Source organism: Mesorhizobium sp. M1C.F.Ca.ET.210.01.1.1 (assembly GCF_004791585.1).
Taxonomy (GTDB): domain Bacteria; phylum Pseudomonadota; class Alphaproteobacteria; order Rhizobiales; family Rhizobiaceae; genus Mesorhizobium.
Map to the genome: position 1 here is coordinate 69,581 of NZ_SRUU01000004.1, position 23,640 is coordinate 93,220.

Sequence of the window (23,640 nt, forward strand, 5' to 3'; positions counted from 1 at the left end):
TCCAGAGCGGCTCGGCGGTTCCGTCAAACGCTGAACAACTCTGCCGTCGGCGGGCATCTATAGCGCCTTTGCAGGGAACAGACAGAGGGTTTCCGGTGTTCCAGAGGACCAAGTGACGGCCAACGCAAGGGTTTGCCAGTGAATTTCCTCGAAGCCGTGCCGGCGATACGCCGCATCGACACCAATCGCGACGCGCTTTTCGCCATTGACGTGGTTGGGGATGTTTCTCCAGCCGACGCCGAAAATCTGTTCGGCTTGCTCCAAGCAGCCTATGCCCTGCACCCGAGGATCGACGTGCTGGTGAGACTGACCGACGAGGAGAGCGTCGATTGGGCCAACATTTCGGAAAATACGATCCGGCAAGGCGTGGCCGGCGCGCTGGAGCATGTGGTCCGCTGCGCGGCTATCGGGGAACCGCGCTGGGCATCTCTTGTCGGGGGTTTCTTTCCGAAGGCTTTGCCGTTCGAATTCCTGCATTTCGGCAGTGGCGACGAAGCCGCAGCCTGGCAATGGCTCGGTGCGAGGCCGGCAAGCGAAACTAGCGCACGATCGTCAGCCGCTCGGCGGCGCGAGTGATGGCGGTATAGAGCCAGCGCTGCCTGGTCTCCTTGAACGCCCAGCTCTCGTCGAACAGTACGACATCGTTCCACTGCGAGCCCTGGGCCTTGTGCACGGTCAGCGCATAGCCATAGTCGAAATCGTCGAAGCGTTTCTTCTGCTGCCAGGGGATCTCGGCGTCAGGATCCTCGAAGGCCGCCTTCAAGAGCTTGATCTTGGCGACGCCGCGGTCGGGATCGTCCTCTTCCGGCGAGACCAGCAGGTTGATGCCGGGCTTCACCGTCTCGCGCGACGAGGTCATCACCTTCCACAGTGAGCCGTTGAGCAGCCCCTTGGCCGGATCGTTGCGCAGGCACACCAGCTTGTCGCCGGCCTGCGGATAGTCGGCATTGAAACCCTTCAGCTCGCGCAGCCGCTGGTTATAGCGGCGCCGCGTGCGGTTGGTGCCGACCAGCACCTGGTCCGCCTTCAGCACGAGCTCCTGGTTGACGCCTTCCCTGCCGATCACCTGCGCCATGCCGTAGTCGCCATGCATGAACTCACGGCCCTCGCGCACGTCGAGCGCCAGCCGGATGATCGGATTGTCGCGCGCCTGGCGATGGATTTCGGTGAGCAGCACGTCCGGCTCGTGCTCGGTGAAGAAGCCGCCGCCCGAGATCGGCGGCAGCTGCGCCGGATCGCCAAGCACCAGGATCGGCGTCCCAAAACTCATCAGGTCGCGGCCGAGCTGCTCGTCGACCATCGAGCATTCGTCGATGACGACCAGCTTGGCGCGCGCGATCGGGCTTTGCCGGTTGAGCGCAAAGGTCGGGGAGATCGAGGTCTTGCCGGTCACCTCGTCCTCGACCGATTCCTCGCCCCTCGGCCGGTAGATCAGCGAGTGGATGGTGCGGGCGTTGATCGCTCCCTTGGAGCGCAGCACCTGGGCCGCCTTGCCGGTGAAGGCGGCGAACTGCACCTGCCCGTCGACATGCTCGGCGAAATAGCGCGCCAGCGTCGTCTTGCCGGTGCCGGCATAGCCGAACAGGCGGAAGACCTGCGGCCGGCCATCCTTCAGCCAGCGGCCGACCGCCTTCAAGGCCTCGTCCTGTTGGGGAGAGAATTCCATCAGCGCGACAGACCGGATTCGCAAGCGAAATACAAGATTGGCCGTCCCATCACCGGCGTCGCCGGTGGCGATCTCAGTTGCTGCAGGCACCACAGGCTTGGCACGCTATCAGGCGTAAACAAGAACATAAAGGGAACAAATCTGTTTGAACCAGGCTATGTGCCAGGTCCTGGATCGTTCTCCAGCAGGATCGGCTTGCCGTGCGGCGTGGCGTGTGCAGCGCGCTCCCAGGCGGACGCGAGCGCGTCGACCTCGCCTTTGCCGGCAACACCCTTTGTCGACAGCAGCTTCTCCAGCGCCGCCAGCCAATGTTCGTAATAGTCATGCCCGTCGCTCGCGGCGCCGGACTGCTTCACCTCGGCGGACAAAGCCTCCGCCCACTCGCTCCACGAGAACAGGCCCTGGTCGTGCAGCGCAACGGTCATGGCGAAGGCTTCCGCCTGCCATGGTTCGGCGAAGACCGGGTCGTCCAAACTTGCCGGGAACTCGCTGTCAGGCCGGCTCAAGATAGCTCTCCCAGGCATCGATCGAGACGCTGAGCGTCGGATCGGCGCCCTCGCCCCAGATCTCCGCTCCGTCGAAAACCACGGTGTAGACCCATTGCGGGTTCTCGCCCTTGCCATGCGCATTGCTGTCGGGAAAGACGAAGCCCTCGCGCACAGCCTCGATCGTGCCGTTCCTGCCGCGCGCGTAGCGCGGCAGGCGTGTGTGGCCGGTGGGATTGAAGTTCTTCGTCCGCACGCGATCTCCCGCCTGGAAACGCGCCGGCGTGGCGACCGGCCGGTTGCACGGGCCGCCCTTGGCGAGCACCGCCGGCACATCCGCGGCCTTCAGCACGCGCTTGGGAGTCGCCGCGGGATCGATCGCCTTGCCGGCCGCGAGGTCGCTCCGCGTGATGAAGCCGTGGCGCTTGAGGAGCACTTCAAGCGCCTTGGTCCAGATTTGATAGTAGTTCGAGGCGTAATAGTCGGCTGGATGCAGCGATTCCCGCGCATGCCGGCTCTCATCGATGTTCCAGGAGCCCATCGCGCCGGCGGTAAGCGTCACGCCAAGCGCGCGCTTCTCCCATTCGGCATGGAAATACGGCTCGTCCTTCTCGGGCGCCACCGGCCCGAAACCCATCTGCCCGCCGAGATCCTGCGGCCCGTTCATCGAGGTTGCCCCTTTATTTCGGCTCTTTGGCCAGCGCGGTGCCGATCATCGCGTCGCGGCTGACCAGCCCGGCAAGCTGTTCTTCGCTCCAGCCTTCGGTGCCCTTCGGCCGCATCGGCACCACCAGATAGCGAAGCTCGGCGGTCGAATCCCACACCCGGATCTTCTTGTCCGAGGACAGTGTCAGCCCGAACTCCTCCAGCACGCCGCGCGGATCGATCACCGCGCGCGACCTGTAAGGCGGCGCCTTGTACCAGACCGGCGGCAGACCGAGCACCGACCACGGATAACAGGAGCAGAGCGTGCAGACGACGAGGTTGTGCGTCTCCTCGGTGTTGAAGACGGCCTGCATGTGCTCGCCCTGGCGACCGGTATAGCCCAGCGAGGCGATCGCCGCCGTCGCGTCGCGCCTCAGCCATTCGGCATAGGAGGAATCGCTCCAGGCCTTGGCCACCACGCTCGCGCCGTTGCGCGGGCCGATCTTCGTCTCGTAGGTATCGACGATGACGTCGATGGCCGCCGGATCGATCAAGCCTTTTTCGGTGAGGATCGTCTCCAGCGCGCGCACGCGGGCGGCGAACGGATCGAGCTCGTTGTCGTGGTCATGATCATGGGACATGGCGCCAGACTAGGATCGCCGGCACATCGCCGCAAGCACGACGCCTTGGGCCAGAAGTGGCGGCTTGGATTTTCGTTTCCGGTCCTCTCCGAAAAGCCTGCAACTTCTCGGGATCATGCCCTATTCCGCGGCCACCTTTTTCGGTTCGGCTTCTTCCTCGAACAGCGAAGGCTGCTCGCTGCTTTCGACCGCGTGCAACACCGGCCGGCTCTTCTTCGAGGAGAAGCTGAGCAGCCAGCCGGAGAAGTTCTCGAAGTAGACGTAGATCACAGGCGTGACGAACAGCGTCAGCGCCTGCGAGGCGAGCAGGCCGCCGACAACGGCGACGCCGAGCGGCTGGCGCAGTTCGGCGCTGGCGCCGGTGCCGAGCGCGATCGGGAACGTGCCCATCAAAGCGGCAAGCGTCGTCATCATGATCGGCCGGAAACGCATCAAGCAGGCCTTGTGGATGGACTCCTTGGCCGACATGCCCTGACGCCTGAGCTCCAGCGCGACATCGACCATCATGATGCCGTTCTTCTTGACGATGCCGATCAGCATCAGGATGCCGATCACCGCGATCACCGAAAGGTCCATGCCGGCGAGACTGAGCGCGACCACCGCCCCAAGCACCGCCGACGGCAGGCCGGTCAGGATGGTCAGCGGATGGATGAAGCTCTCATAGAGAATGCCGAGCACGATATAGATGGTGAGGATCGCGCCGCCGATCAGCAGGCCCTGGTTGGCGAGCGAATCCTGGAAGGTCTTGGCCGTGCCGGCAAAACTGGTCGAGATCGCCTTCGGCATCCCGATCTGCTCTTTCAGCTGGTCGATGCGGGTCACGGTGTCGCCGAGCGAGACGCCCTGCGGCAGGTTGTAGGAGATCGTCACCGCCGGCAGCTGGCCGAGCTGGTTGACGGTCAGCGCGCCGGCCGTGCGATCGACATGGGCGAAGGCGCCGAGCGGCACCAGGCTGCCGCTCGTTGTCCTGACCTGGATGGCCAGCATCCGCTCGGGCGACCACTCGATATTGGGATCAAGCTCGGTGATGACCTGGTAGCTGTCGGCCGAACCGAAGATGGTGGAGACCTGGTCGGTGCCGAACCCGCCATAGAGGGCGGAGCGGAGCGTGTCGGTGTCGATGCCGAGCTGGGCCGCCTTGTCGCGGTCCACCACCAGCGTCGCCTGCAGGGCATTGTTCTGCAGATCGCTGGTGACGTCGGTGAAGGTCGTTTGGTCCGCCGCCATCGCGTCATTCAGCTTCTGCGCCCAGATATCTGTCTGGCCGGTGTCGAGCCCCTGAACCACGAGCTGGTAGGCGCTGGCCGACGACCGCGAGCCGAGCCGCAGGTTCTGCACCGGCTGCATATAGGTCTCGATGCCCGCCACGCCGGACAGCTGCCGTCTTAGATCCGAAAGCACCTTCTCGATATTGGGGCGCTGATCCTTGCCCTTGAGCTGGACGAAGAGTTGCCCCTGGTTGAGGGCGTTGTTGCCGCTGCCCGCCGACCACGCGACATGGTCGACATAAGGCGAGTGCGAGAAGACGCTGGCCACCTGCCCCTGCAGCTTCGCCATGGCGTCGAACGAGATGTCCTGGCGCGCGATGGTGGTCACCGAGATCTGACCGATGTCCTCCTGCGGGAAGAAGCCCTTCGGCGAGGCCTGGATCAGCCACACGGACGCCACTGCCGTTCCAATGAAGACCAGGAACACCAGGAATGTGTGGCGCAGGCAGAAGCTCAGCAGCCAATCGTAGGCACGGGTGACAATGTCATGTCTGCGGCCATCGCCATGCGCCTCCCGGTCGGCCTTGGTTACCGACAGTAGCCGCGAGCACAACATCGGCGTCAGCGTCAGCGACACGAACATGGAGGCCAGGATGGCGACCGTCACCACGACGGCGAATTCGTTGAAGATGCGGCCGATCACGCCGCCCATCAAAAGCACAGGAATGAACACCGCCACCAGCGAGATCGAGATCGATATGATGGTGAAGCCGATCTCCCGCGCACCCCTCAGCGAGGCGTCGAATGCCGACAGCCCATCCTCTTCCATGTGGCGGAAGATGTTTTCCAGCATGACGATGGCGTCGTCGACGACAAGGCCGACCGCGAGCGTGAGGCCCATCAGCGAGATGTTGTCGATGGAGAAGCCGAACAGGAACATCGCGCCAAGGGTGGCGATCAGCGAGATCGGCACCGCCACCGCCGGGATGACCGTGGCCGTTATCCGGCGCAGGAACACGAAGATTACCATCACCACCAGGGCGACGGTCAGCAACAGCGTGAACTGCACGTCGTCGACAGCCTGGCGGATCGAGGTCGAGCGGTCGTTGAGCAGCTTGATGCTGGCCGCCGCCGGCATCTGGTTCTGGAAGGACGGCAGCATCGCCTTGACCTTGTCGACGACGTCGACGGTGTTGGCGTCGGGCTGGCGCTGCACGGCCATGATGATCGCGCGGGTACCATCGTACCAACTTGCGGTCGTCGTGGTCTGCACCGAATCGACCACGCGGGTCACCTCGCCGAGCCGCACCGGGTGGCCGTTCTTGGTGGCGATGATCAGGTTGGAGAACCCGGCCGCGTTGTCGAGTTGGGTGTTGGCGGTGATGGTGAGCTGCTGCTTGTCGTTCTGCAGGACACCGAGCGGCGTGTTGCTGTTGGCCGACGCGATAGCCGCCTGCAACTGGTCGATCGAGATGCCGCGCGCGGCAAGCGCTGTCGGATCGATCTGGATGCGCACCGCATATTTCTGCTGGCCGAAGATCGAGACCTGCGCCACGCCGTCGATGGTCGACAGCGACGGCGAAATGACATTCTCGGCGAAGGCGTCGAGATCGGTGAGCGGAACCGTGTCGCTGACCAGCGACATCAAAAGGATCGGCGCATCGGCGGGATTGACCTTCCGATAGCTCGGCGACGAGGTCATCTCCGACGGCAATTGCCGCTGCGTGCGCGCTATCGCCGCCTGGACGTCGGCGGCCGCGGCGTCGATATCCCGGTCGAGCGCGAACTGGATGGCGATCGAGGTCTGGCCGAGCGAATTGGTGGTCGAGATCGAATCGATGCCGGCGATGGTGGCGAACTGCTTGATAAGCGGCGTCGCCACTGACGTCGCCATCGTTTCCGGGGAAGCGCCGGGCAGGCTGGCAGAGACGTTGACCACCGGAAATTCGGCGCTCGGCAGCGCCGCCACCGGCAGGAACTTGTAGGCAAAGACTCCGCCCAGCACGAGGGCGAACGACATCAGCAATGTGGCGACGGGTCTGCGTATGCAGAATTCGGAGATCATGGGCGCGCCTCGCCCGCCTTGTCGGCACCACTTGGCTTGTCGGCTTCAGCGACCTTGGGGGCGGCCCGATCGGCTCCGTTGGTGGCGGCCTTGCCTTCGTGCACGGCAGCGCCATTCTTCAGCCTGGTCTGGCCTTCGACGACGACCTTTTCACCGCTCTTCAGTCCCTGGCTGACGGCGCTATTTTCGCCTTCCGTCAGCGCCACCTGCACCGGCCGCATCTCCACGGTGTTGTCCGGCTTGACGACATAGACGATCGGACCCTTCTGGCTGGGCTGCACGGCGACCGTCGGAACCGAGGTCATTTGCGGCATCGTGCCGGCGTCGAGCACGACGTTCACATATTGGCCGGGCCACAGCGAAAGATCGGAGTTCGGTATGCTCGCCCGTGTGGCGATGGTGCCGGAGGCGGTGTCGACGCTGGAATCGACAAAGTCGAGCGTGCCCTTGCCGATGGGCGTCGGATCGCCGTCCTTGGTCAGCGTCACGTTGCCTTGCTGTGGGTTCGCCAATGCCTTGTGCAACAAGGCAAGGTTGCTCTCCGGCAGAGTGAAATTCACCTGCAGCGGGTCCATCTGCGTGATGGTGACAAGCGGCGTCGTGCTGCTCGAGTTGCCGTTGCTGGTGGTGACGAGATCACCAACGGAGACGTTGATCGCTCCCAGCCTTCCCGAAATGGGCGCGGTGATGGTCGCGTAGCTCAACTGGACCGTATCGGCGTCGATCGTCGCCTTGTCGGCATCGATGGTGGCGGCCGCGGCCTTTTGCGCCGCCAGCGCTTGATCGAAGGTCTGCTGCGTGCCTGCCTGCTTGGCGACAAGGTCCTTGGCACGCTGCAGATCGGCCTGGGCGCTCACCAGCAGCGCCTGGTCCTTCACGAGCATCGCCTGGTCCTTGGCAAGCTGCGCCTTCAGCGCGCGGTCGTCGAGCGAGATGAGAAGATCGCCGGCTTTGACCATTTGCCCGTCCTTGACCGCAATCGACATGATCTGGCTGGAGACACGGGCATTTATGTTCACCACCGCTGGCGACGATACGAAGCCGATGGCGTAGCGGCGGATCGGAAAATCGGCGATCGTCGCAGTTGCCGAAACGATGGAGGCCGAACGCGCGCCGCCACCTCCGCCTTTCGGATTGTCCGATGCCTTGGCACTCTTGTTTGTGCCGACCGCCGCCTGCTGGCCCGAGATCAGCTGCTGAACCTTGCCCAGCGTCGCAGGCGAGAAGTAGAGGCCGGCGCCTGCGAGGCAGGCCAGCGCAACGACTGCAAGAGCGATTTTTCCGCGCATCGACACCATGCCTCTATCAGACACGCCGAACCCGGTGGTCTCATTCTAGCTCGATTCACGGCGCCTTGCCGCGATTTTCGCCGAATAGATAGGACAAGGCTTTGGCGGAAAAGGGCCAAACCGCGGCATTACGAAGATTTAATGTGCACTGCACAATCGCTGTGCAGCCGGCCATCGTGCCGTGGCGGACCCTTCACCGGCCCGAGAATGTGATCAGCGCAACATCGGCCAGAGCGTGGCCGCCAGCAGGCGCACAAATGCCACCGGCGGGCGTCGGCCGTGCCAGAGACAGGATTGGGCAGTGGCGGTTGCCGCGCTCACATGCCCTGGGGGCCGCGGTTCATCGCTGCCACGCCGGTGCGGCAAATCTCGACCAGGCCGAGCGGCTTCATGATGGCGATGAACTGGTCGAGCTTGGAGCCCTTGCCGGTGATCTCGAAGATGAAATGCTCGGTGTTGGCGTCGATGACCGAGGCGCGGAAGGCGTCTGCCAGCCTGAGCGCTTCGACCCGGCTGTCGCCGGTGCCGGCGACCTTGACCAGCGCCAGCTCGCGCTCCAGCGGCCGCTCCTGGCCAAGCTCGTGCGAGCGCACGGTGAGGTCGACCACGCGGTGCACCGGCACGATGCGCTCGAGCTGGTGCTTGATCTGCTCCAGCACATGCGGGGTGCCGCGCGTCACGATGGTGATGCGCGACAGATGCTTCTCGTGCTCGGTCTCGGAAACGGTCAGGCTTTCGATGTTGTAGCCGCGCCCCGAGAACAGGCCGATGACGCGGGCAAGCACGCCCGGCTCGTTGTCGACCAGCACTGAGAGCGTGTGGTTCTCGGGCTTTTCCGTTTCCTTGGCGATGAAATAGGCGGAGCCGGTCGGCTGGAGCTGTGCGTTCATGACGTGAATCTCGACTTCAAACTCTTGGATCTAATTCTCTGTTTCCACACGGCTTCTTCCGAGAGCCCGCGCTGGCCTGCTACTACACCAGTTCCCTGCCCTTGGCGTCGATGGCGTTGGCCACCACCTCGTCGGTCGCCTCGTCGGGCAGCAGCATCTCGTTATGCGCCTTGCCGGAGGGGATCATCGGGAAGCAGTTGGCTAAAGTCGCCACGCGGCAGTCGAACAGCACCGGCTTCTTCACCGAGATCATCTCCCGGATCGCGTCGTCCAGTTCGTCCGGCTTGTCGCAGCGGATGCCGTGGCCGCCATAGGCTTCCGCCAGCTTGACGAAATCCGGCATCGCCTCGGTGTAGGAATGCGACAGCCGGTTGCCGTGCAGCAGCTGCTGCCATTGGCGCACCATGCCCATATACTGGTTGTTGAGAATGAAGATCTTGATCGGCGCCTCATACTGCACCGCTGAGCTCATCTCCTGCATCGTCATCTGCACCGAAGCGTCGCCGGCGATGTCGATGACCAGCGCGTTGGGGTGCGCGATCTGCACGCCGAGCGCCGCCGGCAGGCCGTAGCCCATAGTGCCCAGCCCGCCGGAGGTCATCCAACGGTTCGGCTTGTCGAAGTGGTAGTGCTGCGCCGCCCACATCTGGTGCTGGCCGACCTCGGTGGTGATGTAGGTGTCCATATCCTTGGTCAGCGCATAGAGCCGCTGGATCGCATATTGCGGCATGATCACGTCGTTGTTCATCTTGTAGGCGAGCGAGTCGCGCGCGCGCCATTTCGCGATCTGCTCCCACCACGGATAGAGCGCCTTCTTGTCGGCCTTGGCGGTCGCCCGCCACAGCCGCACAAGGTCCTCTAGCACCCGGCCGACATCGCCCAGGATCGGCACGTCCGCAGGGACGTTCTTGTTGATCGACGACGGATCGATGTCGATGTGGATCTTCTTCGAGTTCGGCGAAAAGGCGTTCAGCCTGCCGGTGATGCGGTCGTCGAAGCGCGCGCCGATGCAGAGCATCACATCGCAGTCATGCATGGCCATGTTGGCTTCGTAGGTGCCGTGCATGCCGAGCATGCCGATCCAGTTCTTGCCCGAAGCCGGATAGGCGCCGAGCCCCATCAGCGTCGAGGTGATCGGGAAGCCGGTGAGGTCGACCAGCTCGCGCAGCAGATGGCTGGCCTCCGCGCCGGAATTGATCACGCCGCCGCCGCTGTAGATGATCGGCTTCTTTGCGCCGGCCATCAGCTCGACCGCGGCCTTGACCTTCTCCAGATCGCCCTGGACCTTCGGCTGGTAGCTGGTGCGCGGCGCCGTCTGCGGCGGCACGTAGATGCCCTTGGCGAACTGCACGTCCTTCGGAATGTCGACCACGACAGGGCCTGGCCGTCCGGTGGTTGCGACGTGGAAGGCTTCATGAATTGTGGCGGCGAGATCGTTGACGTCCTTCACCAGCCAGTTGTGCTTGGTGCAGGGGCGCGTGATGCCGACCGTGTCGCATTCCTGGAAGGCGTCGGAGCCGATCAGCGAAGTCGGCACCTGACCAGTGAGACAGACCAGCGGGATGGAATCCATCAGCGCGTCCTGCAGCGGCGTCACCGCATTGGTGGCGCCGGGGCCGGAGGTCACCAGGAGCACGCCGGCCTTGCCGGTCGAGCGCGCATAGCCTTCCGCTGCGTGCCCGGCGCCCTGCTCGTGCCTGACCAGGATGTGCTCGACCTCGTCCTGCTGGAAAATCTCGTCATAGATCGGAAGGACCGCGCCGCCCGGATAGCCGAAGACATGCTTGACGCCGTTGTCCTTCAGCGCCTGCACCACCATTTCGGCGCCCGTCATTTCGCGCCGCTCGTTCCGTTCGTTGCTCATCGGTCTGGTCCCGTACTGTTCGCCGTTTGGCGATTGCTGGTCGTTTAGTTGGATTTTGGGCAATAAAAAAGGCCCCCGAGGGAGCCTGTGTGATGCGCATGGGAGGTTTTCGCCCGGCGGTTACACCGCCTTGCCCACGCGCCAGCCTACGAGAATGAGTGCCGTTTTCATGGCCGCGGACAATAAGGGCCAAAGCGCGGGCTCGTCAATGGGGGTAGCGCGCGAATTCGCAGCCAGGGGGATCGGCGCCGCGGCGCGCTACCATAGTACAGTTGAGCGCGTGCCGACTAGGCACCACTATGCGATCGCAAAGGACGTTGCCTGCGAGGAGGACGCATGGCCGGCGAACGAGAGCACATCCGCGAGATCGAGCAGGTTCTGTCAGGCGCGCGCTCGGCCCGCGACGATATCGTGGTGCAGTCCTGGCTGCGCTGCATCGACACGCATCGGCTCGATCCTGCCCGGCCGACCGAGGCCTATATCGTCCCCGACACCCAGTTGCGCGCGCACCGCGAGCAGTCCGAGCGGCTGATTGCGATTGCCCGCAGCGGCCTGGAGACATTGTTCAAGCAGGTGGCCGGGCAGAACTACGTCCTGCTGCTGGCCGATGCCAAGGGCGTCACCGTCGATTTCCTGGGCGATCCGCTGTTCATGGACCAGTTGCGCAAGGCCGGCCTCTATCTCGGCTCCGAATGGTCGGAGAGCCGCACCGGAACCTGCGGCGTCGGTTCCTGCATCGTCACCGGCGAGGCGATGACCATCCATCAGACCGACCATTTCGATACCACTCACACGCCGCTTTCCTGCACCGCCGCGCCGATCTTCGACACCAAGGGCGAACTGACAGCCGTGCTCGACATTTCGCTGCTGCGTTCGCCGCAGCCGAAGGTCAGCCAGAACCTCGCGCTGCACCTTGTAACTGCCTCCGCGCGGCGCATCGAGCTCGCCAATTTGATGGCGCAGATGCACTCGGAATGGGTGCTGCGCTTTTCCCGATCGCCGGAATTCCTCGACGTCGATCCGGAGGCCGCAATTGCGCTCGACGCCTCGGGCCGCATCCTCGGCACGACGCGCGGCGCGGCACTGCTTTTGGCGCAGGCCGGCGGCGTCGACTGGAGGCAATCTCCTTCTCCCATCGGCCAGCCGATCTCGCGCTATCTCGATATGGATATCGACGACCTGCCGAACCTGACGCGCGGGCGACCGACGGAAGAGCGTCTGGTGTTCGGCCGCAACGGCAGCGCCCTTTTCGCGCATGCCATCGAGCCGCAGCCGGCGGGTGGGCGCCGCGCCCCCGTCGAGGCGCTTCCCAAGCCGATCGCCGAGCTTTCGGGCAGCGATCCTGCGATGGCGGCAATGCAGTTGCGCGCCGCCAAGCTGGCGCGCACAACAATTCCGATTCTGATCCATGGCGAGACCGGCTCGGGCAAGGAACATCTCGCCCGCGCCATGCATGATAGCTCCGGGCGCGCCGGTCCGTTCGTGGCCATCAACTGCGCAACCATCCCGGAGCATCTGATCGAGAGTGAGCTTTTCGGACACAAGGCGGGCGCCTTCACCGGGGCCGCCGCCAAGGGGCGCAAGGGACTGATCGAGAGCGCCGATAGCGGCACGCTGTTCCTCGACGAGATCGGCGACATGCCCTATGCGCTGCAATCGCGGCTCTTAAGGGTGATCGCCGAACGCGAATTGGTCCCTGTCGGCGGCACTGAACCTCGATCCGTGGATATCAAGATCATTTCCGCCTCGCACCACGACCTGCGCAAGCTGGTCGCAGAGGGCCGTTTCCGCGAGGACTTGTTCTACCGGTTGAACGCGGCCTCGCTCGCCTTGCCGGCGTTGCGCGAGCGCACCGATTTCGAATGGCTGTTGGACCGGCTGGTGGATGAGCGCGCGCGCCTTGCCGGCCGGCCGGCAAGGCTGTCGCCGGCGGCACGGCTGGCATTGATCCGCCACGACTGGCCCGGCAACATCCGCGAGCTCGTCAACGCCATCGATCTGGCGGTAGCGCTTTGCGACGACGGCACGATCCAGCCCGCCGATCTGCCCGACTTCGCGATACCGGCGCCATCGGCCGCGCCCGCCAGCATCGTTGCGCTGCGGCCCCCCTCGCCTGAGGAAGAGCGGGCAGCGCTGCTCAACGCGCTGGTGGAGGCGGGCTGGAACATTTCCGAAGCCGCGCGCCGGCTCGGCATCGATCGCACCACCGTGCATCGCCGGATGAAGCGCCTGCGACTCGATGCGCCCAACTAGTGTTGCGCCGGCCGTGGCGTGCCTGTGGCGGCGCGCCACACCGCCGCAACAGACGAGACCCCAAGAGATCCCCGTAACGTATTGACAATAATGCAATTTCTCGTTTGGCGCAGAGGTTGGCACGGCGCTTGCCGTTCGTTCCTGGACTCTAGCAATCGGAGGAGAAAATGCTCGAGAGGACACCCACCACCAAGGCGCAGGCGCTGCTCGACAAGTTCGGCAAGGCGCTGGAAGCCGGCGACATCGACGCCGCCGTCAACTGCTTCCAGGCCGACTGCTACTGGCGCGACCTCGTCACCTTCACCTGGAACCTGAAAACGATGGAGGGCCGCGACCAGATCCGTGACATGCTGCAGGCGACGCTGGCCAATACCAAACCGACCGGCTGGACGGTGGCCAAAGGCGAGGAGGCGACAGAGGACGGCGGCATCACCACGGCCTGGATCACGTTCGAGACCGGCGTGGCGCGCGGTTTTGGCCTCGTGCGTTTCAAGGGCGACCTGATCTGGACGCTGCTGACCACCATCGCCGAGTTGAAAGGCCACGAGGAGAAGGCCGGCTTCACCCGCCCGCTCGGCGCCAAGCATGGCCACGGCAAGGGCCGCAAGACATGGCGCGAGGAGCGCGACGACGAGATCGCCGAGCTCGGCCACAGCAAGCAGCCCTATGTCGTCATCATCGGCGGCGGCCAGGGCGGAATTGCCCTTGGCGCAAGGCTGAAGCAGCTCGGCGTGCCGACCATCATCGTCGAGAAGAACGCCCGTCCGGGCGATTCCTGGCGCAAGCGCTACAAGTCGCTCTGCCTGCATGATCCGGTCTGGTACGATCACCTGCCCTATATCGATTTTCCAAAAAACTGGCCGGTCTTCGCGCCGAAGGACAAGATCGGCGACTGGCTGGAAATGTACACCAAAGTGATGGAGCTGAATTACTGGAGTTCCACCACCGCGAAATCCGCCACATACGACGAGAATGCCAAGGAATGGACCGTCGTCGTGGAGCGCGACGGCAAGGAAATCGTGCTGAAGCCGAAGCAGCTTGTGCTGGCGACCGGCATGTCCGGCAAGGCGAACTGGCCGAAATACAAGGGCCAGGACGTCTTCAAGGGCGAGCAGCAGCATTCCTCGACCCATCCCGGCCCGGACAAATACCGCGGCAAGAAGGTTGTCGTCATCGGCTCCAACAACTCGGCCCACGATATCTGCGCAGCATTGTGGGAAGCAGGCGCCGACGTGACCATGGTGCAGCGCTCGTCGACGCATATCGTCAAGTCCGACACGCTGATGGATATCGGCCTCGGCGCCCTCTATTCGGAGCAGGCGGTCGAGAACGGCATGACAACGCGCAAGGCGGACATGATCTTCGCTTCGCTCCCCTACCGCATCCTGCACGAATTCCAGATTCCGCTTTACCAGCAGATGAAGGAGCGCGACGCGAAATTCTACGAGGACCTGGAAAAAGCCGGCTTCATGCTCGACTGGGGCGATGACGGATCTGGTCTGTTCATGAAGTACCTGCGCCGCGGCTCCGGCTATTATATCGATGTCGGCGCCTGCGACCTCGTCATAGACGGCTCGATCAAGCTCAAGAGCGGCCCTGGCGCCGCGGTGCAGGAACTCACCGAAACCGGCGTGAAATTCGTCGACGGCACCGAACTGCCGGCCGACCTGGTGATCTATGCCACCGGCTACGGCTCGATGAACGGATGGGCCGCGGACCTGATCTCGCAGGAGGTGGCGGACAAGGTCGGCAAGGTCTGGGGCCTCGGCTCCAACACGACCAAGGATCCCGGCCCGTGGGAAGGCGAGCAGCGCAACATGTGGAAGCCGACCCATCAGGAAGCGCTGTGGTTCCACGGCGGTAACCTGCACCAGTCGCGCCACTATTCGCAGTATCTGTCGCTGCAGCTGAAGGCCAGGCAGGTCGGCTTGCCGACGCCTGTCTATGGGGTGCAGGAGGTCTACCACAAGGCTTGAGGCCGGACGCTAATCCACAGGATGGAAGCTTGGCCGCGGGCTTCCATCCTCCTTGAGCCTCGAGCAGACCCTTCATGGGCTATCGGTCTTCCCCTATCCGTTTCCAGTAGATGAGCGTGCCGGTCAGCCCACCATGCGGCTTGAGTGCGTAGTCGGGAATCTCGCCGGTCAGCGTGAAGCCGAGTTTCTCGTAGAGGCCGGCCGCGCCCTCTTCGCTTGCGGTGTCCAGAACCAGCAGGGTGCGCCCCTTCTCGACCGCCAGATCCTCGGCGTCTCGCATCAGCCGCGTCGCGATGCCTTTGCCGCGATGGTCGAGGCGGGTCATCAGCTTGGCGATCTCGGCACGGTGCGGCTGGTTGGGCGGGCAATCGAGAAGCAGCGTGACGGTGCCGACAAGCGTCTCGCCATCCCATGCGCCAAGCACCGCCCTTTCGCCGCGCGCGGCGGCGGCCAGCGATTTGCGCCAGAACTCATGGGCCGCATCGGCCGACAGCGGATGCATGAAGCTCACCGATCCGCCGGCGGCGACCGTCTCGATTAGCAGGTCGGTCAGCATCCCGCTGGTTTTCGCGTCATAGTGCAACGTCCTGATTTCAAGGCAGTTCATGTCGGTGCTCCAGGAAACGAGGTGTCGCGGTCATTTGAAATGACGGCTCCGCCTTCGGCGGCGCGCCCGGCGGATTTCCGCGATGCGCTCGGCGTCGTCCTCGCTGAGGTGGCGCCCGCGCTCCAGGATCTCGAGCGTGTACTCCTCATAGGTGAGGCCGAGCCGCTTGGCCCTTTCCAGCCGCATCAGCATGACGCCGTGGCTCGGCGCCTTCCAGGCTTTGTCGTGGGCTTCGCGCCAGGCGAGGAAGATATAGGCGTCGCCCTTGCCCCAGGGCGGCCCTTCGTAGTCATCGAGAGGCGGCCCGCCATTGTGCGAGCGTCTCAGTCGGCGCGCCATGCGATCAGCCCCGGACCAGCGCCACCAGATAGTCGGCGGCTTCCGGTCCCGGGGCGTGGAACGTGCAGTCCGACGGTGCGCCGAGCGCCAGGCAGTCGCCGGGCTCCAGCCTGTGCACGACATCGCCTTCGGTGAAGTCGAGGCGGCCGTCGATAAGCCAGATCTGCTGCTTGATGAAAGCGTAGGACGCTGCCGGAAAGCTCACCTTGGCGCCTGCCGGCAAACTGACCCGGATCAGCTCGAGCGGCATCTGCGAAGCCGGCGACAGGTGCCGTCTGACATAGCCGGTGGCGGGATCCCGCCAGACCGGCTGCTCGTCCTTGCGGGAGACGCCGCCGCCCTGCATTTCGGCGCGGGCAATCAGCGTCGAGAGCGTCATGCCGAAAGCGGACGCAACGCGCACCAGGAGCGCCGCGGTCGGGCTTGTCATGCCGCGCTCCATGGCGCTCAGCATCGCCTTGGACACATCCGACCGCTCGGCCAGCTCGGCTAGCGACCATCCTCGCAAATCCCGCTCGGAGCGTATCCGTCTGCCGATTGTGGATGTGATGTCATTCGATATATCGTCCATTCGTCCAATATATCGAAATTCCAAGGGAACGGAAGAGGCTATTCGATCGAATTTTCGCGACTGCCTTAACAGGCCCTACACCATCAGGCCTCACGCGACCTTAACCCCGATTGGATAGGTTTGACCTCGAGGGGAATGGGACAGGTCACCGATGTTTGTTGAACGCGAAGCCTCCGTTGGGGAACCCACCTCGCAGGAGCGCCGCAACGCCCAACAGAGCGACAAGCGCATTCTGGGCAACGTCGTGCAGTGCGACGGTGCGCGTGCCACAATCAGCGCCTATGCCGAGGACACCGAAGGCACGGTCACCGGTCTGTGGACCGTCGGCAAGATGATTTCCATCAACCTTGGCGCAACGCGCACCGTCGGCCTTGTCTATGCGATCGGCAAGTCTGACCGCGTCTGGAGCAATGAGGGCCAGAACGCAATCGAGGTCAGCATCGAACTGATCGGCGAGGTTCGCGACGGCGCCGAACCCGGCGCCAAGCCGGTCTTCGACCGCGGCATCACCACCTATCCGCATATCGGCGCCATTGCCCACCGCATCCGCAGCCGTGACCTGCAGGCCGTCTACGACCTGGCCGGCCGGCATGCGATCACCATCGGTACGCTGTCCCAGGACGAGGCAATCGATGCCAACATCGCCATAGACGACACGCTGGCGCGCCATTTTGCCATTGTCGGCACGACCGGCGTCGGCAAGTCCACGGCTGTGTCGCTGCTTTTGCGCAAGTCGATCGAGGCGCGACCGGATCTGCGCGTGCTGATCCTCGACCCGCACAACGAGTTTGCCGCCTCACTTCCGGAATATTGCGTGAAGGTCGATTCCAAGACGCTCGACCTGCCGTTCTGGATGTTCAGGCTGGAGGAATTCGCCGAGGTCCTGTTTCGCGGACGCGAGACCGTGCCGGAGGAGGTCGACGTCCTGCGCGACCTCATCCCGGCCGCCAAGAACCTCTACCGCAACCCCAGTTCCGGCAGCTACATCAGGCGCGGCAGCGATGCGCTGACGGCGGACACGCCGGTGCCTTACCGCATCGCCGATCTCCTCAAGCAGATCGACGAGCGGATGGGCCTCCTGGAAAGCAAGAACGACCGGCCGACGCTCAAGTCGCTGAGGACGCGTATCGAGTCGGCCGCGGCCGACCCGCGCTACCGCTTCATGTTCAATTCGCGGCTGATCGAGGACACCATCCACGAGACGATCGGCAACATCTTCCGCGTGCCGAACCACGGGCGTCCGGTGACCTGTTTCGAGATGGCGGGCATGCCCTCCGAGGTGGTCAATTCGGTCTGCTCGGTGCTGGCGCGTCTCGCCTTCGACCTTGCGCTTTGGAGCGAGGGCCGGCTGCGGTTGCTCTTGTTGTGCGAGGAAGCCCACCGCTACATGCCGGCCGATCCGCGCCTCGGCTTCGCGCCGACCAGGCACGCCCTGTCGCGCATTGCCAAGGAAGGCCGCAAATATGGCTGCTACCTCGGCGTCATCACCCAGCGTCCGGGCGAGCTCGATCCGACCATCCTGTCGCAATGCTCGACCTTCTTCGCCATGCGGCTCGCCAACGAGCAGGACCAGGCAATCATCCGCTCAGCGATCGCCGATTCCTCGGCCTCGACGCTGGCTTTCCTGTCCTCAATGGGCCAGCGCGAAGCAATCGCCTTCGGCGAAGGCGTGGCGACGACCATGCGGCTCAAATTCGAGAAACTGTCCCGCGAACTCATCCCTGGAACGGCCAAGCGCGAGCAGACCTTGCCCGCGGAAGCCGGCGATGATGTCGACCTCGCGGGAATTGTCGAACGGCTGCGCAATGTGCCGAAGCCGCAGCAGGCGATGGCCTTTGCCGAGGTGGTGGATTCCGCCCGTCAGGCCGGCGATCCGGACTATCGCAAGCCGCCCGCGCCGCGCGCACAGCCGGACGATGATTTCGACCTGCGCTACGGCCTGAAGCCCTCGACCTTCGGCATGCGCCAGCAGAACGATTGATCGGTCGACGGCGAAGGCACTGGCAAATTCCGAAAGGGACTTCATCAGGCCGGATTGAATGGCGTGGCTTTCGAGAACCGGAGCGGAGCGGACATTCAGTCCGCGAGCACCGGAAGCGCAGAAAGAGGCTTCAGGCGGCCAGCATCACGAATTTGATGACGGAATTTTAGGCGCAGACCCGGTTGCGGCCCTGCTTCTTCGCCTCGTAGAGCTGCCGATCCGCACGGCGGTAGAAGTCCTCCGCGCTCTCCTTGCGGTCCCAGACGGCAAGGCCGACGCTGGTGGTGACCTTCAGCCGCACATTGCCCGAGAGGATGGACAAGTTGGCGATCGCCTTGCGGATGCGCTCAGCGAACCGGGCGAGCAGTTCTGCATCCATGTTGGGCGTGACCACGGCAAATTCCTCGCCGCCGAGCCGCGCTACCACGTCGTGATAGCGCGTCATGCCCCGCACGCATTGCGCGACGGCGCGCAGGACTTCATCGCCGACGTCGTGACCATGCGTGTCGTTGACCTGCTTGAAATGATCGAGGTCGAGGATCATCAGCCCCACCGGCTTGTCGATGCGGCCGAACTCTTCGAGATACTCCCGCAGCGCGTCGTCGAAATAGCGGCGGTTCTGCATGCCGGTCAGGCCATCGGTGAGCGCCGCTTGCTCGAGCGTTTGTGAGCGGGCGCTCAGCGAAACCGTCATGGCGCGCAGCTTGCCCTCTTCCCTCACCTGTCCGCGGATCAGCGGGTAGATGAAGAAGGTCCCGAAGAACAAGGCGGCGGCCAGCAGCGCGCCGGTCACGAACAGCAATTTGTTGAGATAGACGATTCTTTCGAGACGCGACGCGGTGTCGACATCGGTCGCAATGTCCTGCAACTGGCCATAGGCGTGGAAGGTCACCAGGCCGGCGGCCAGGATCACGAAGATGAAGACAAAGAATGCGGATTCCGCCTTGTGAAAACGCATAACTCCCCGCGGGATTGCGACCCATCATCGTTATGGCATGCGCGGCCTTACGGACCGTTAACCCGAGCAACCGTGACGAGAAGCCGCGTTCGCTTCTTTAAGCCGCTGATTGAATTAGCAATCCGTCAATCCAAGAATGGCAGGCCATCGCCTGGGCGGAGCCTTTTCCACTCCGGTCCCAGTTGGTGCCTGAACCAGGTCGCTTGCCGCTTGGCATATTGGCGCGTGGCGATCTTGGCGCGCTCGATCGCTTCGGGGAAGCTGATTTGCCCGGCCAAGGCAGCCTGCAGCTCGCGCACGCCGATCGCTTTCATCGCCGGAAGGTCCGGAGCGAGGCCGAGCGCCATCAACTGTTTGACCTCGTCGAGCGCACCTTTGTCGAGCATCTGGTCGAACCGCGCCTCGATGCGCGCGACGAGCTCGCCGCGATCCGGCTCGATCACCAGGAAGCGTGCGCTGTCGCGGTCGATCAGCGGCTGGCCGCGCGCCGACTGCCAATCGAGGATCGACCGTCCCGACGCGTCGAGCACCTCGAGCGCCCGAACGATGCGCTGGCCGTCGGTTGGCCTGAGCTGCATGGCGACGGCCGAGTCCTCACGCATCAGGATCCGATGCAGCCGTTCCGCGCCTTGTTCCTTGAGCTCGTAACGCCAGCGCTCGCGCACCGATGGCGCGATGTCGGGCATGTCCGAGATGCCTTCGGCCAGGGCGCGGAAATAGAGCCCGGTGCCGCCGACGAAGACGGCCGGCCGCCCCGATAAAACGCCTTCCTCGATCAGCCGGGTGACGTCGCGCAACCAGGCGCCAGTGGAGTAGGCCGTCGAAGGATGCACATGGCCGTAGAGGAAATGCGGCACGCGCGCCATTTCGTCAGCGCTTGGGCGCGCCGTCAGCACGTCGAGCATCGAATAGCCTTGCATGGAATCGGTGTTGACGATGACGCCGCCCAGGCGTTCCGCAAGATCGAGCGCCAGCGCCGACTTGCCGCTGGCGGTCGGCCCGGCTATCAGGATCGCGTTCTTCACGCGGCCCTCGCCCGCCTGTCTGCCGGAATTTTCGATGCCGCTGATCGCCACGCTTGTTTCCCGTCCTGAAGACCGCGCCGTGTCGGCCTCGCTTGCGAATATGGCTTCGCGGGCGGCCGGCGCAAGCGCCCTTCACTGGCTGGCCGAAGATGTCGCCTGCGATCTGGTTTTGCCGGAGACACCCGACGTCGGCGAATTGACCGCCAATCTGCGCGCGGCATTGGCCTCCGAACCGGTCGACATCATCGTCCAGCCGGCCGAAGGCAGGAAGAAGAAGATCCTGCTTGCCGATATGGATTCGACCATGATCGACCAGGAATGCATCGACGAGCTCGCAGACGAAATCGGCGTCAAGGCGCATGTCGCGGCGATCACGGCGCGATCGATGAATGGCGAGATCGCCTTTGAGCCCGCCCTGCGCGAGCGCGTTGCCTTGCTGAAGGGCCTCGACACGGCAGTGGTCGACCGCATCATTGCCAATCGCCTGACGCTGGCCGCCGGCGGCCGCGCGCTGGTGCGGACGATGCGCGCCAATGGCGCCTGGACGGCGCTCGTCTCCGGCGGCTTCGATGTCTTCACCAGCCGCATCGCCGCATTGCTCGGCTTCCAGGAGAACCGCGCCAACCGGCTGATCGAGCAAGGCGGCAGGTTCACCGGCACGGTGGCCGAACCGATTCTCGGCCGTGCCGCCAAGGCCGAGGCGCTGCTCGACATCGCGGCAAGATTTGGCCTGGCGACGGCCGACGCGATTGCCGTCGGCGACGGCGCCAACGACCTCGACATGATCCGCCTGGCCGGCACCGGCGTCGCCCTGCATGCCAAGCCCTCGGTGGCGGCGGAGGCCAAGGTCCGCATCGACCATGGCGATCTGACGGCGCTGCTCTATCTCCAGGGCTATCGCCAGGAGGAGTTTGCCGGATGAAACCGATGCGCACCGAGCGCCTAATCCTGCGCAACTGGGAAGATCGTGATCGCGAGCTCTTCCATCGCATCAATTCTGACGAGCAGGTGATGGAATTCTTTCCGTTCCGCCGCGACCGCGCCGAGACGGATGCCAAAATGGATGAATTTCGCGGCTGGATCGCCGAGGATGGCTTTGGCTTTGCCGCCGCCGAGATCGCCGCGACGGGCGAATGCATCGGCTTTGTCGGCCTCTTGGAGACCGATCACGTGCCGTCCATGCCTTCCGACACGATCGAGATCGGCTGGCGGCTGGCGCCCGAATTCTGGGGCAAGGGCTATGTCACCGAGGCGGCCGATGCCTGGCTCGCCTATGGCTTCGAGACGCTCGACCGCGACGAGATCGTCTCCTTCGCCGTGGCCGACAACCACCGCTCGACCGCCGTCATGAAGCGCCTCGGCATGAGCCCCGACCCTGCGCGCGATTTCGATCATCCCGACATCCCGGACAGTCATCCGGCGCTCAAGCGGCATGTCTTCTACAGGCTGGCGCGCGAGGACTGGCAGGCACGAAAAAGGGCGGCTCGTTAGCCGCCCTTTTTCATTGCAACCCGGTTGCTTGCAAGGGTTCTTAGACTCAGTCCATCCGGATCGTCACGAAGCGAAGCTCGCCGGTCTTCGATGCCAGCATCAGCAGCGCGTTCTTGCGGCCCTGCTCCTTCAGTGCGCCGATCCGGTCCATAACGTCCTTCGGCGTTCCAACCGATTCCTGCGCGATCTCGGTGATCACCTCGCCCGGCTGTATGCCGCGCTCGGCGGCCGCCGAATCCTTGGCGACGTCGGTGATGACCACGCCCGACACATCGGCCGCGATGCCGAACTTCTGCCGGGTCTGGTCGTTGAGCTCGCCGACGGTCATGCCGAGCACGGAGGCCGTGGACACCGGAGCCGCCTTGTCGCCCTTGTCCTGATCGGTATTGCCGTTCTCGCCGCTGGCCAGCTTCTCGCCGTCCTCGAGCCGGCCGAGCGTCACCTTTATGGTCTGCTCGACGCCCTTGCGCACGATGACGACGTCGACCGCCTTGCCGACCGGGCTTTCGGCCACAACGCGCGGCAGGTCGCGCATCTCGTGGATGTCCTTGCCGTCGAACTTGATGATGACATCGCCGGCCTGGACCGAGCCGTTGTCGACCGGTCCGCCCTTGATGACGCCGGCCACTAGGGCACCCTTGGCGGTCGCCATGCCGAGGCTCTCGGCGATGTCGTCGGTCACCGGCTGGATGCGAACGCCAAGCCAGCCGCGCCGCGTCTCGCCATATTGACGGAGTTGGTCGACCACGCCCGCCGCGAGTTGCGAGGGGATGGAGAAGCCGATGCCGATCGAGCCGCCGGACGGCGAGATGATCGCCGTGTTGATGCCGATGACCTCGCCCTCGGCATTGAACAGCGGGCCGCCGGAATTGCCGCGGTTGATGGCGGCGTCCGTCTGGATGAAGTCGTCATAAGGGCCGGAATTGATGTCGCGGTTGCGCGCCGAGACGATGCCGACCGTGACCGTGCCGCCGAGGCCGAACGGGTTGCCGATCGCCATCACCCAGTCGCCGACGCGCATCTTGGTCGAATCGCCGAACTTCACCGCCGTCAGCTTGTGGCCCTTCGGGTCGACCTTCAGCACCGCGACGTCGGTCTTGGTGTCGGTGCCCACAAGCGTCGCCTTCAGCGTCACGCCGTCGGAGAAATTGACCTCGATATCGTCGGCGTCGGCAATCACGTGGTTGTTGGTCACCACGATGCCCTGCTCGGCATCGATGACGAAGCCGGAGCCCAGCGACTGCACCTTCTGCCCGGCGCCCTTGTCGCCGCCGCGGTTCTTGAAGAAGTCGTCGAAGAAGTCCTGGAACGGCGAGCCTTCGGGAAGTTGCGGCATCGGCACCGCGCCCGGCCCTTCCGTGCCTTTCACCGTTTGCGAGGTCGAGATGTTGACCACCGCGCCGAGCAGGCGCTCCGCGAGATCGGCGACGGAAGGCGGCCCGTCGGAGGCGATCGTGGGCGTGACGAAAGATGGGACGGCAATAATGCCGACGACGAATGCGGTGGCGCCGGCGAAAAGCGTACGCCGCGCCGCGCGCAACAGGGTGTCGGATATCATCGTGGCCTCCCGGTGGTTCGGAAAAGGAAAAGCGCATCCGCAAAGGCGCCTGCCCTGTTCATGTTGGCAAGAAATAAGGCACGTTTGCGGCTATAGCTACCGGCTGAAGATAAATCGTCAGTCGCCGC

At 64.2% G+C, this 23,640-nt stretch carries 20 protein-coding genes; 6 read left to right on the forward strand and 14 right to left on the reverse strand.

Annotated features, from left to right (window positions below; translation table 11 throughout):
- The first annotated feature begins 138 nt into the window (after nt 1–138).
- Nucleotides 139–576, forward strand: a complete 438-nt coding sequence (locus tag EN853_RS06155; protein ID WP_127858782.1) for an STAS/SEC14 domain-containing protein — start codon at nt 139–141, stop codon at nt 574–576.
- Here EN853_RS06155 and EN853_RS06160 read toward each other — a convergent pair.
- From EN853_RS06160 to EN853_RS06195, 8 genes are all read right to left on the reverse strand, one after another.
- The gene (locus tag EN853_RS06160; protein ID WP_127858849.1) at nt 539–1,666 is read right to left on the reverse strand and encodes an ATP-dependent RecD-like DNA helicase; all 1,128 of its coding nucleotides are present in this window, start codon (nt 1,664–1,666) and stop codon (nt 539–541) included. The genes EN853_RS06155 and EN853_RS06160 overlap by 38 nt on opposite strands.
- Nucleotides 1,667–1,821: 155 nt before the next feature.
- Nucleotides 1,822–2,172, reverse strand: a complete 351-nt coding sequence (locus tag EN853_RS06165; protein ID WP_127858781.1) for a nitrile hydratase accessory protein — start codon at nt 2,170–2,172, stop codon at nt 1,822–1,824.
- Nucleotides 2,159–2,818, reverse strand: coding sequence for a nitrile hydratase subunit beta (gene nthB, locus EN853_RS06170; protein ID WP_127858780.1), 660 nt, complete (start codon nt 2,816–2,818; stop codon nt 2,159–2,161). The genes EN853_RS06165 and nthB overlap by 14 nt, the downstream gene beginning before the upstream one ends.
- A 13-nt stretch (nt 2,819–2,831) precedes the next feature.
- Complete coding sequence (gene nthA / locus EN853_RS06175; protein ID WP_127858779.1) at nt 2,832–3,437, reverse strand: nitrile hydratase subunit alpha; 606 nt, start codon at nt 3,435–3,437, stop codon at nt 2,832–2,834.
- Between the two features lie 120 nt (nt 3,438–3,557).
- Nucleotides 3,558–6,710 carry an efflux RND transporter permease subunit gene (locus EN853_RS06180; RefSeq protein ID WP_127858778.1) on the reverse strand — a complete coding sequence of 1,051 codons (3,153 nt, stop codon included), beginning with the start codon at nt 6,708–6,710 and terminating at the stop codon, nt 3,558–3,560.
- Complete coding sequence (locus EN853_RS06185) at nt 6,707–7,999, reverse strand: efflux RND transporter periplasmic adaptor subunit (RefSeq protein ID WP_127858777.1); 1,293 nt, start codon at nt 7,997–7,999, stop codon at nt 6,707–6,709. The genes EN853_RS06180 and EN853_RS06185 overlap by 4 nt, the downstream gene beginning before the upstream one ends.
- Nucleotides 8,000–8,316: 317 nt before the next feature.
- Nucleotides 8,317–8,889: an acetolactate synthase small subunit gene (gene ilvN, locus EN853_RS06190; protein WP_006204962.1), complete on the reverse strand. Its 573-nt coding sequence runs from the start codon at nt 8,887–8,889 to the stop codon at nt 8,317–8,319.
- An 82-nt stretch (nt 8,890–8,971) separates the two neighbouring features.
- A complete protein-coding gene (locus EN853_RS06195) occupies nt 8,972–10,753 on the reverse strand; it encodes an acetolactate synthase 3 large subunit (RefSeq protein WP_127858776.1) in 1,782 nt (593 codons plus the stop codon).
- A gap of 336 nt (nt 10,754–11,089) precedes the next feature.
- Between EN853_RS06195 and EN853_RS06200 the strand changes: the two genes are divergently transcribed.
- A complete protein-coding gene (locus tag EN853_RS06200; RefSeq protein WP_127858775.1) occupies nt 11,090–13,006 on the forward strand; it encodes a sigma-54-dependent Fis family transcriptional regulator in 1,917 nt (638 codons plus the stop codon).
- A gap of 167 nt (nt 13,007–13,173) precedes the next feature.
- A complete protein-coding gene (locus EN853_RS06205) occupies nt 13,174–14,982 on the forward strand; it encodes an NAD(P)/FAD-dependent oxidoreductase (RefSeq protein WP_127858774.1) in 1,809 nt (602 codons plus the stop codon).
- A 79-nt stretch (nt 14,983–15,061) separates the two neighbouring features.
- On the opposite strand, the gene EN853_RS06210 is transcribed toward EN853_RS06205, so the two are convergent.
- The 3 genes from EN853_RS06210 to EN853_RS06220 are packed head-to-tail and all read right to left on the reverse strand — an operon-like array spanning nt 15,062 to nt 16,499.
- A complete protein-coding gene (locus tag EN853_RS06210; protein WP_127858773.1) occupies nt 15,062–15,589 on the reverse strand; it encodes a GNAT family N-acetyltransferase in 528 nt (175 codons plus the stop codon).
- A 30-nt stretch (nt 15,590–15,619) separates the two neighbouring features.
- Nucleotides 15,620–15,928, reverse strand: a complete 309-nt coding sequence (locus EN853_RS06215; RefSeq protein ID WP_127858772.1) for a hypothetical protein — start codon at nt 15,926–15,928, stop codon at nt 15,620–15,622.
- A 4-nt stretch (nt 15,929–15,932) separates the two neighbouring features.
- Nucleotides 15,933–16,499 (reverse strand): XRE family transcriptional regulator, encoded by a 567-nt coding sequence (locus tag EN853_RS06220; RefSeq protein WP_127858771.1) that lies wholly within the window; start codon nt 16,497–16,499, stop codon nt 15,933–15,935.
- Between the two features lie 151 nt (nt 16,500–16,650).
- On the opposite strand from EN853_RS06220, the gene EN853_RS06225 reads away from it, so the two are divergent.
- Nucleotides 16,651–18,480 carry an ATP-binding protein gene (locus tag EN853_RS06225; RefSeq protein ID WP_127858770.1) on the forward strand — a complete coding sequence of 610 codons (1,830 nt, stop codon included), beginning with the start codon at nt 16,651–16,653 and terminating at the stop codon, nt 18,478–18,480.
- 166 nt (nt 18,481–18,646) lie between these two features.
- On the opposite strand, the gene EN853_RS06230 is transcribed toward EN853_RS06225, so the two are convergent.
- Nucleotides 18,647–19,438: a GGDEF domain-containing protein gene (locus EN853_RS06230; RefSeq protein WP_127858769.1), complete on the reverse strand. Its 792-nt coding sequence runs from the start codon at nt 19,436–19,438 to the stop codon at nt 18,647–18,649.
- 125 nt (nt 19,439–19,563) lie between these two features.
- Nucleotides 19,564–20,508: a tRNA (adenosine(37)-N6)-dimethylallyltransferase MiaA gene (gene miaA, locus EN853_RS06235; RefSeq protein WP_127858848.1), complete on the reverse strand. Its 945-nt coding sequence runs from the start codon at nt 20,506–20,508 to the stop codon at nt 19,564–19,566.
- Here miaA and serB point away from each other — a divergent pair.
- Together serB and EN853_RS06245 are read left to right on the forward strand one after the other, a co-directional pair.
- Complete coding sequence (gene serB, locus EN853_RS06240) at nt 20,498–21,385, forward strand: phosphoserine phosphatase SerB (RefSeq protein WP_127858768.1); 888 nt, start codon at nt 20,498–20,500, stop codon at nt 21,383–21,385. The two genes, miaA and serB, sit on opposite strands and share 11 nt — an antisense overlap.
- Nucleotides 21,382–21,954 carry a GNAT family N-acetyltransferase gene (locus EN853_RS06245; RefSeq protein ID WP_127858767.1) on the forward strand — a complete coding sequence of 191 codons (573 nt, stop codon included), beginning with the start codon at nt 21,382–21,384 and terminating at the stop codon, nt 21,952–21,954. The genes serB and EN853_RS06245 overlap by 4 nt, the downstream gene beginning before the upstream one ends.
- A gap of 46 nt (nt 21,955–22,000) precedes the next feature.
- Here EN853_RS06245 and EN853_RS06250 read toward each other — a convergent pair whose 3' ends face one another.
- A complete protein-coding gene (locus tag EN853_RS06250) occupies nt 22,001–23,512 on the reverse strand; it encodes a DegQ family serine endoprotease (protein WP_127858766.1) in 1,512 nt (503 codons plus the stop codon).
- Nucleotides 23,513–23,640 lie beyond the last annotated feature (128 nt).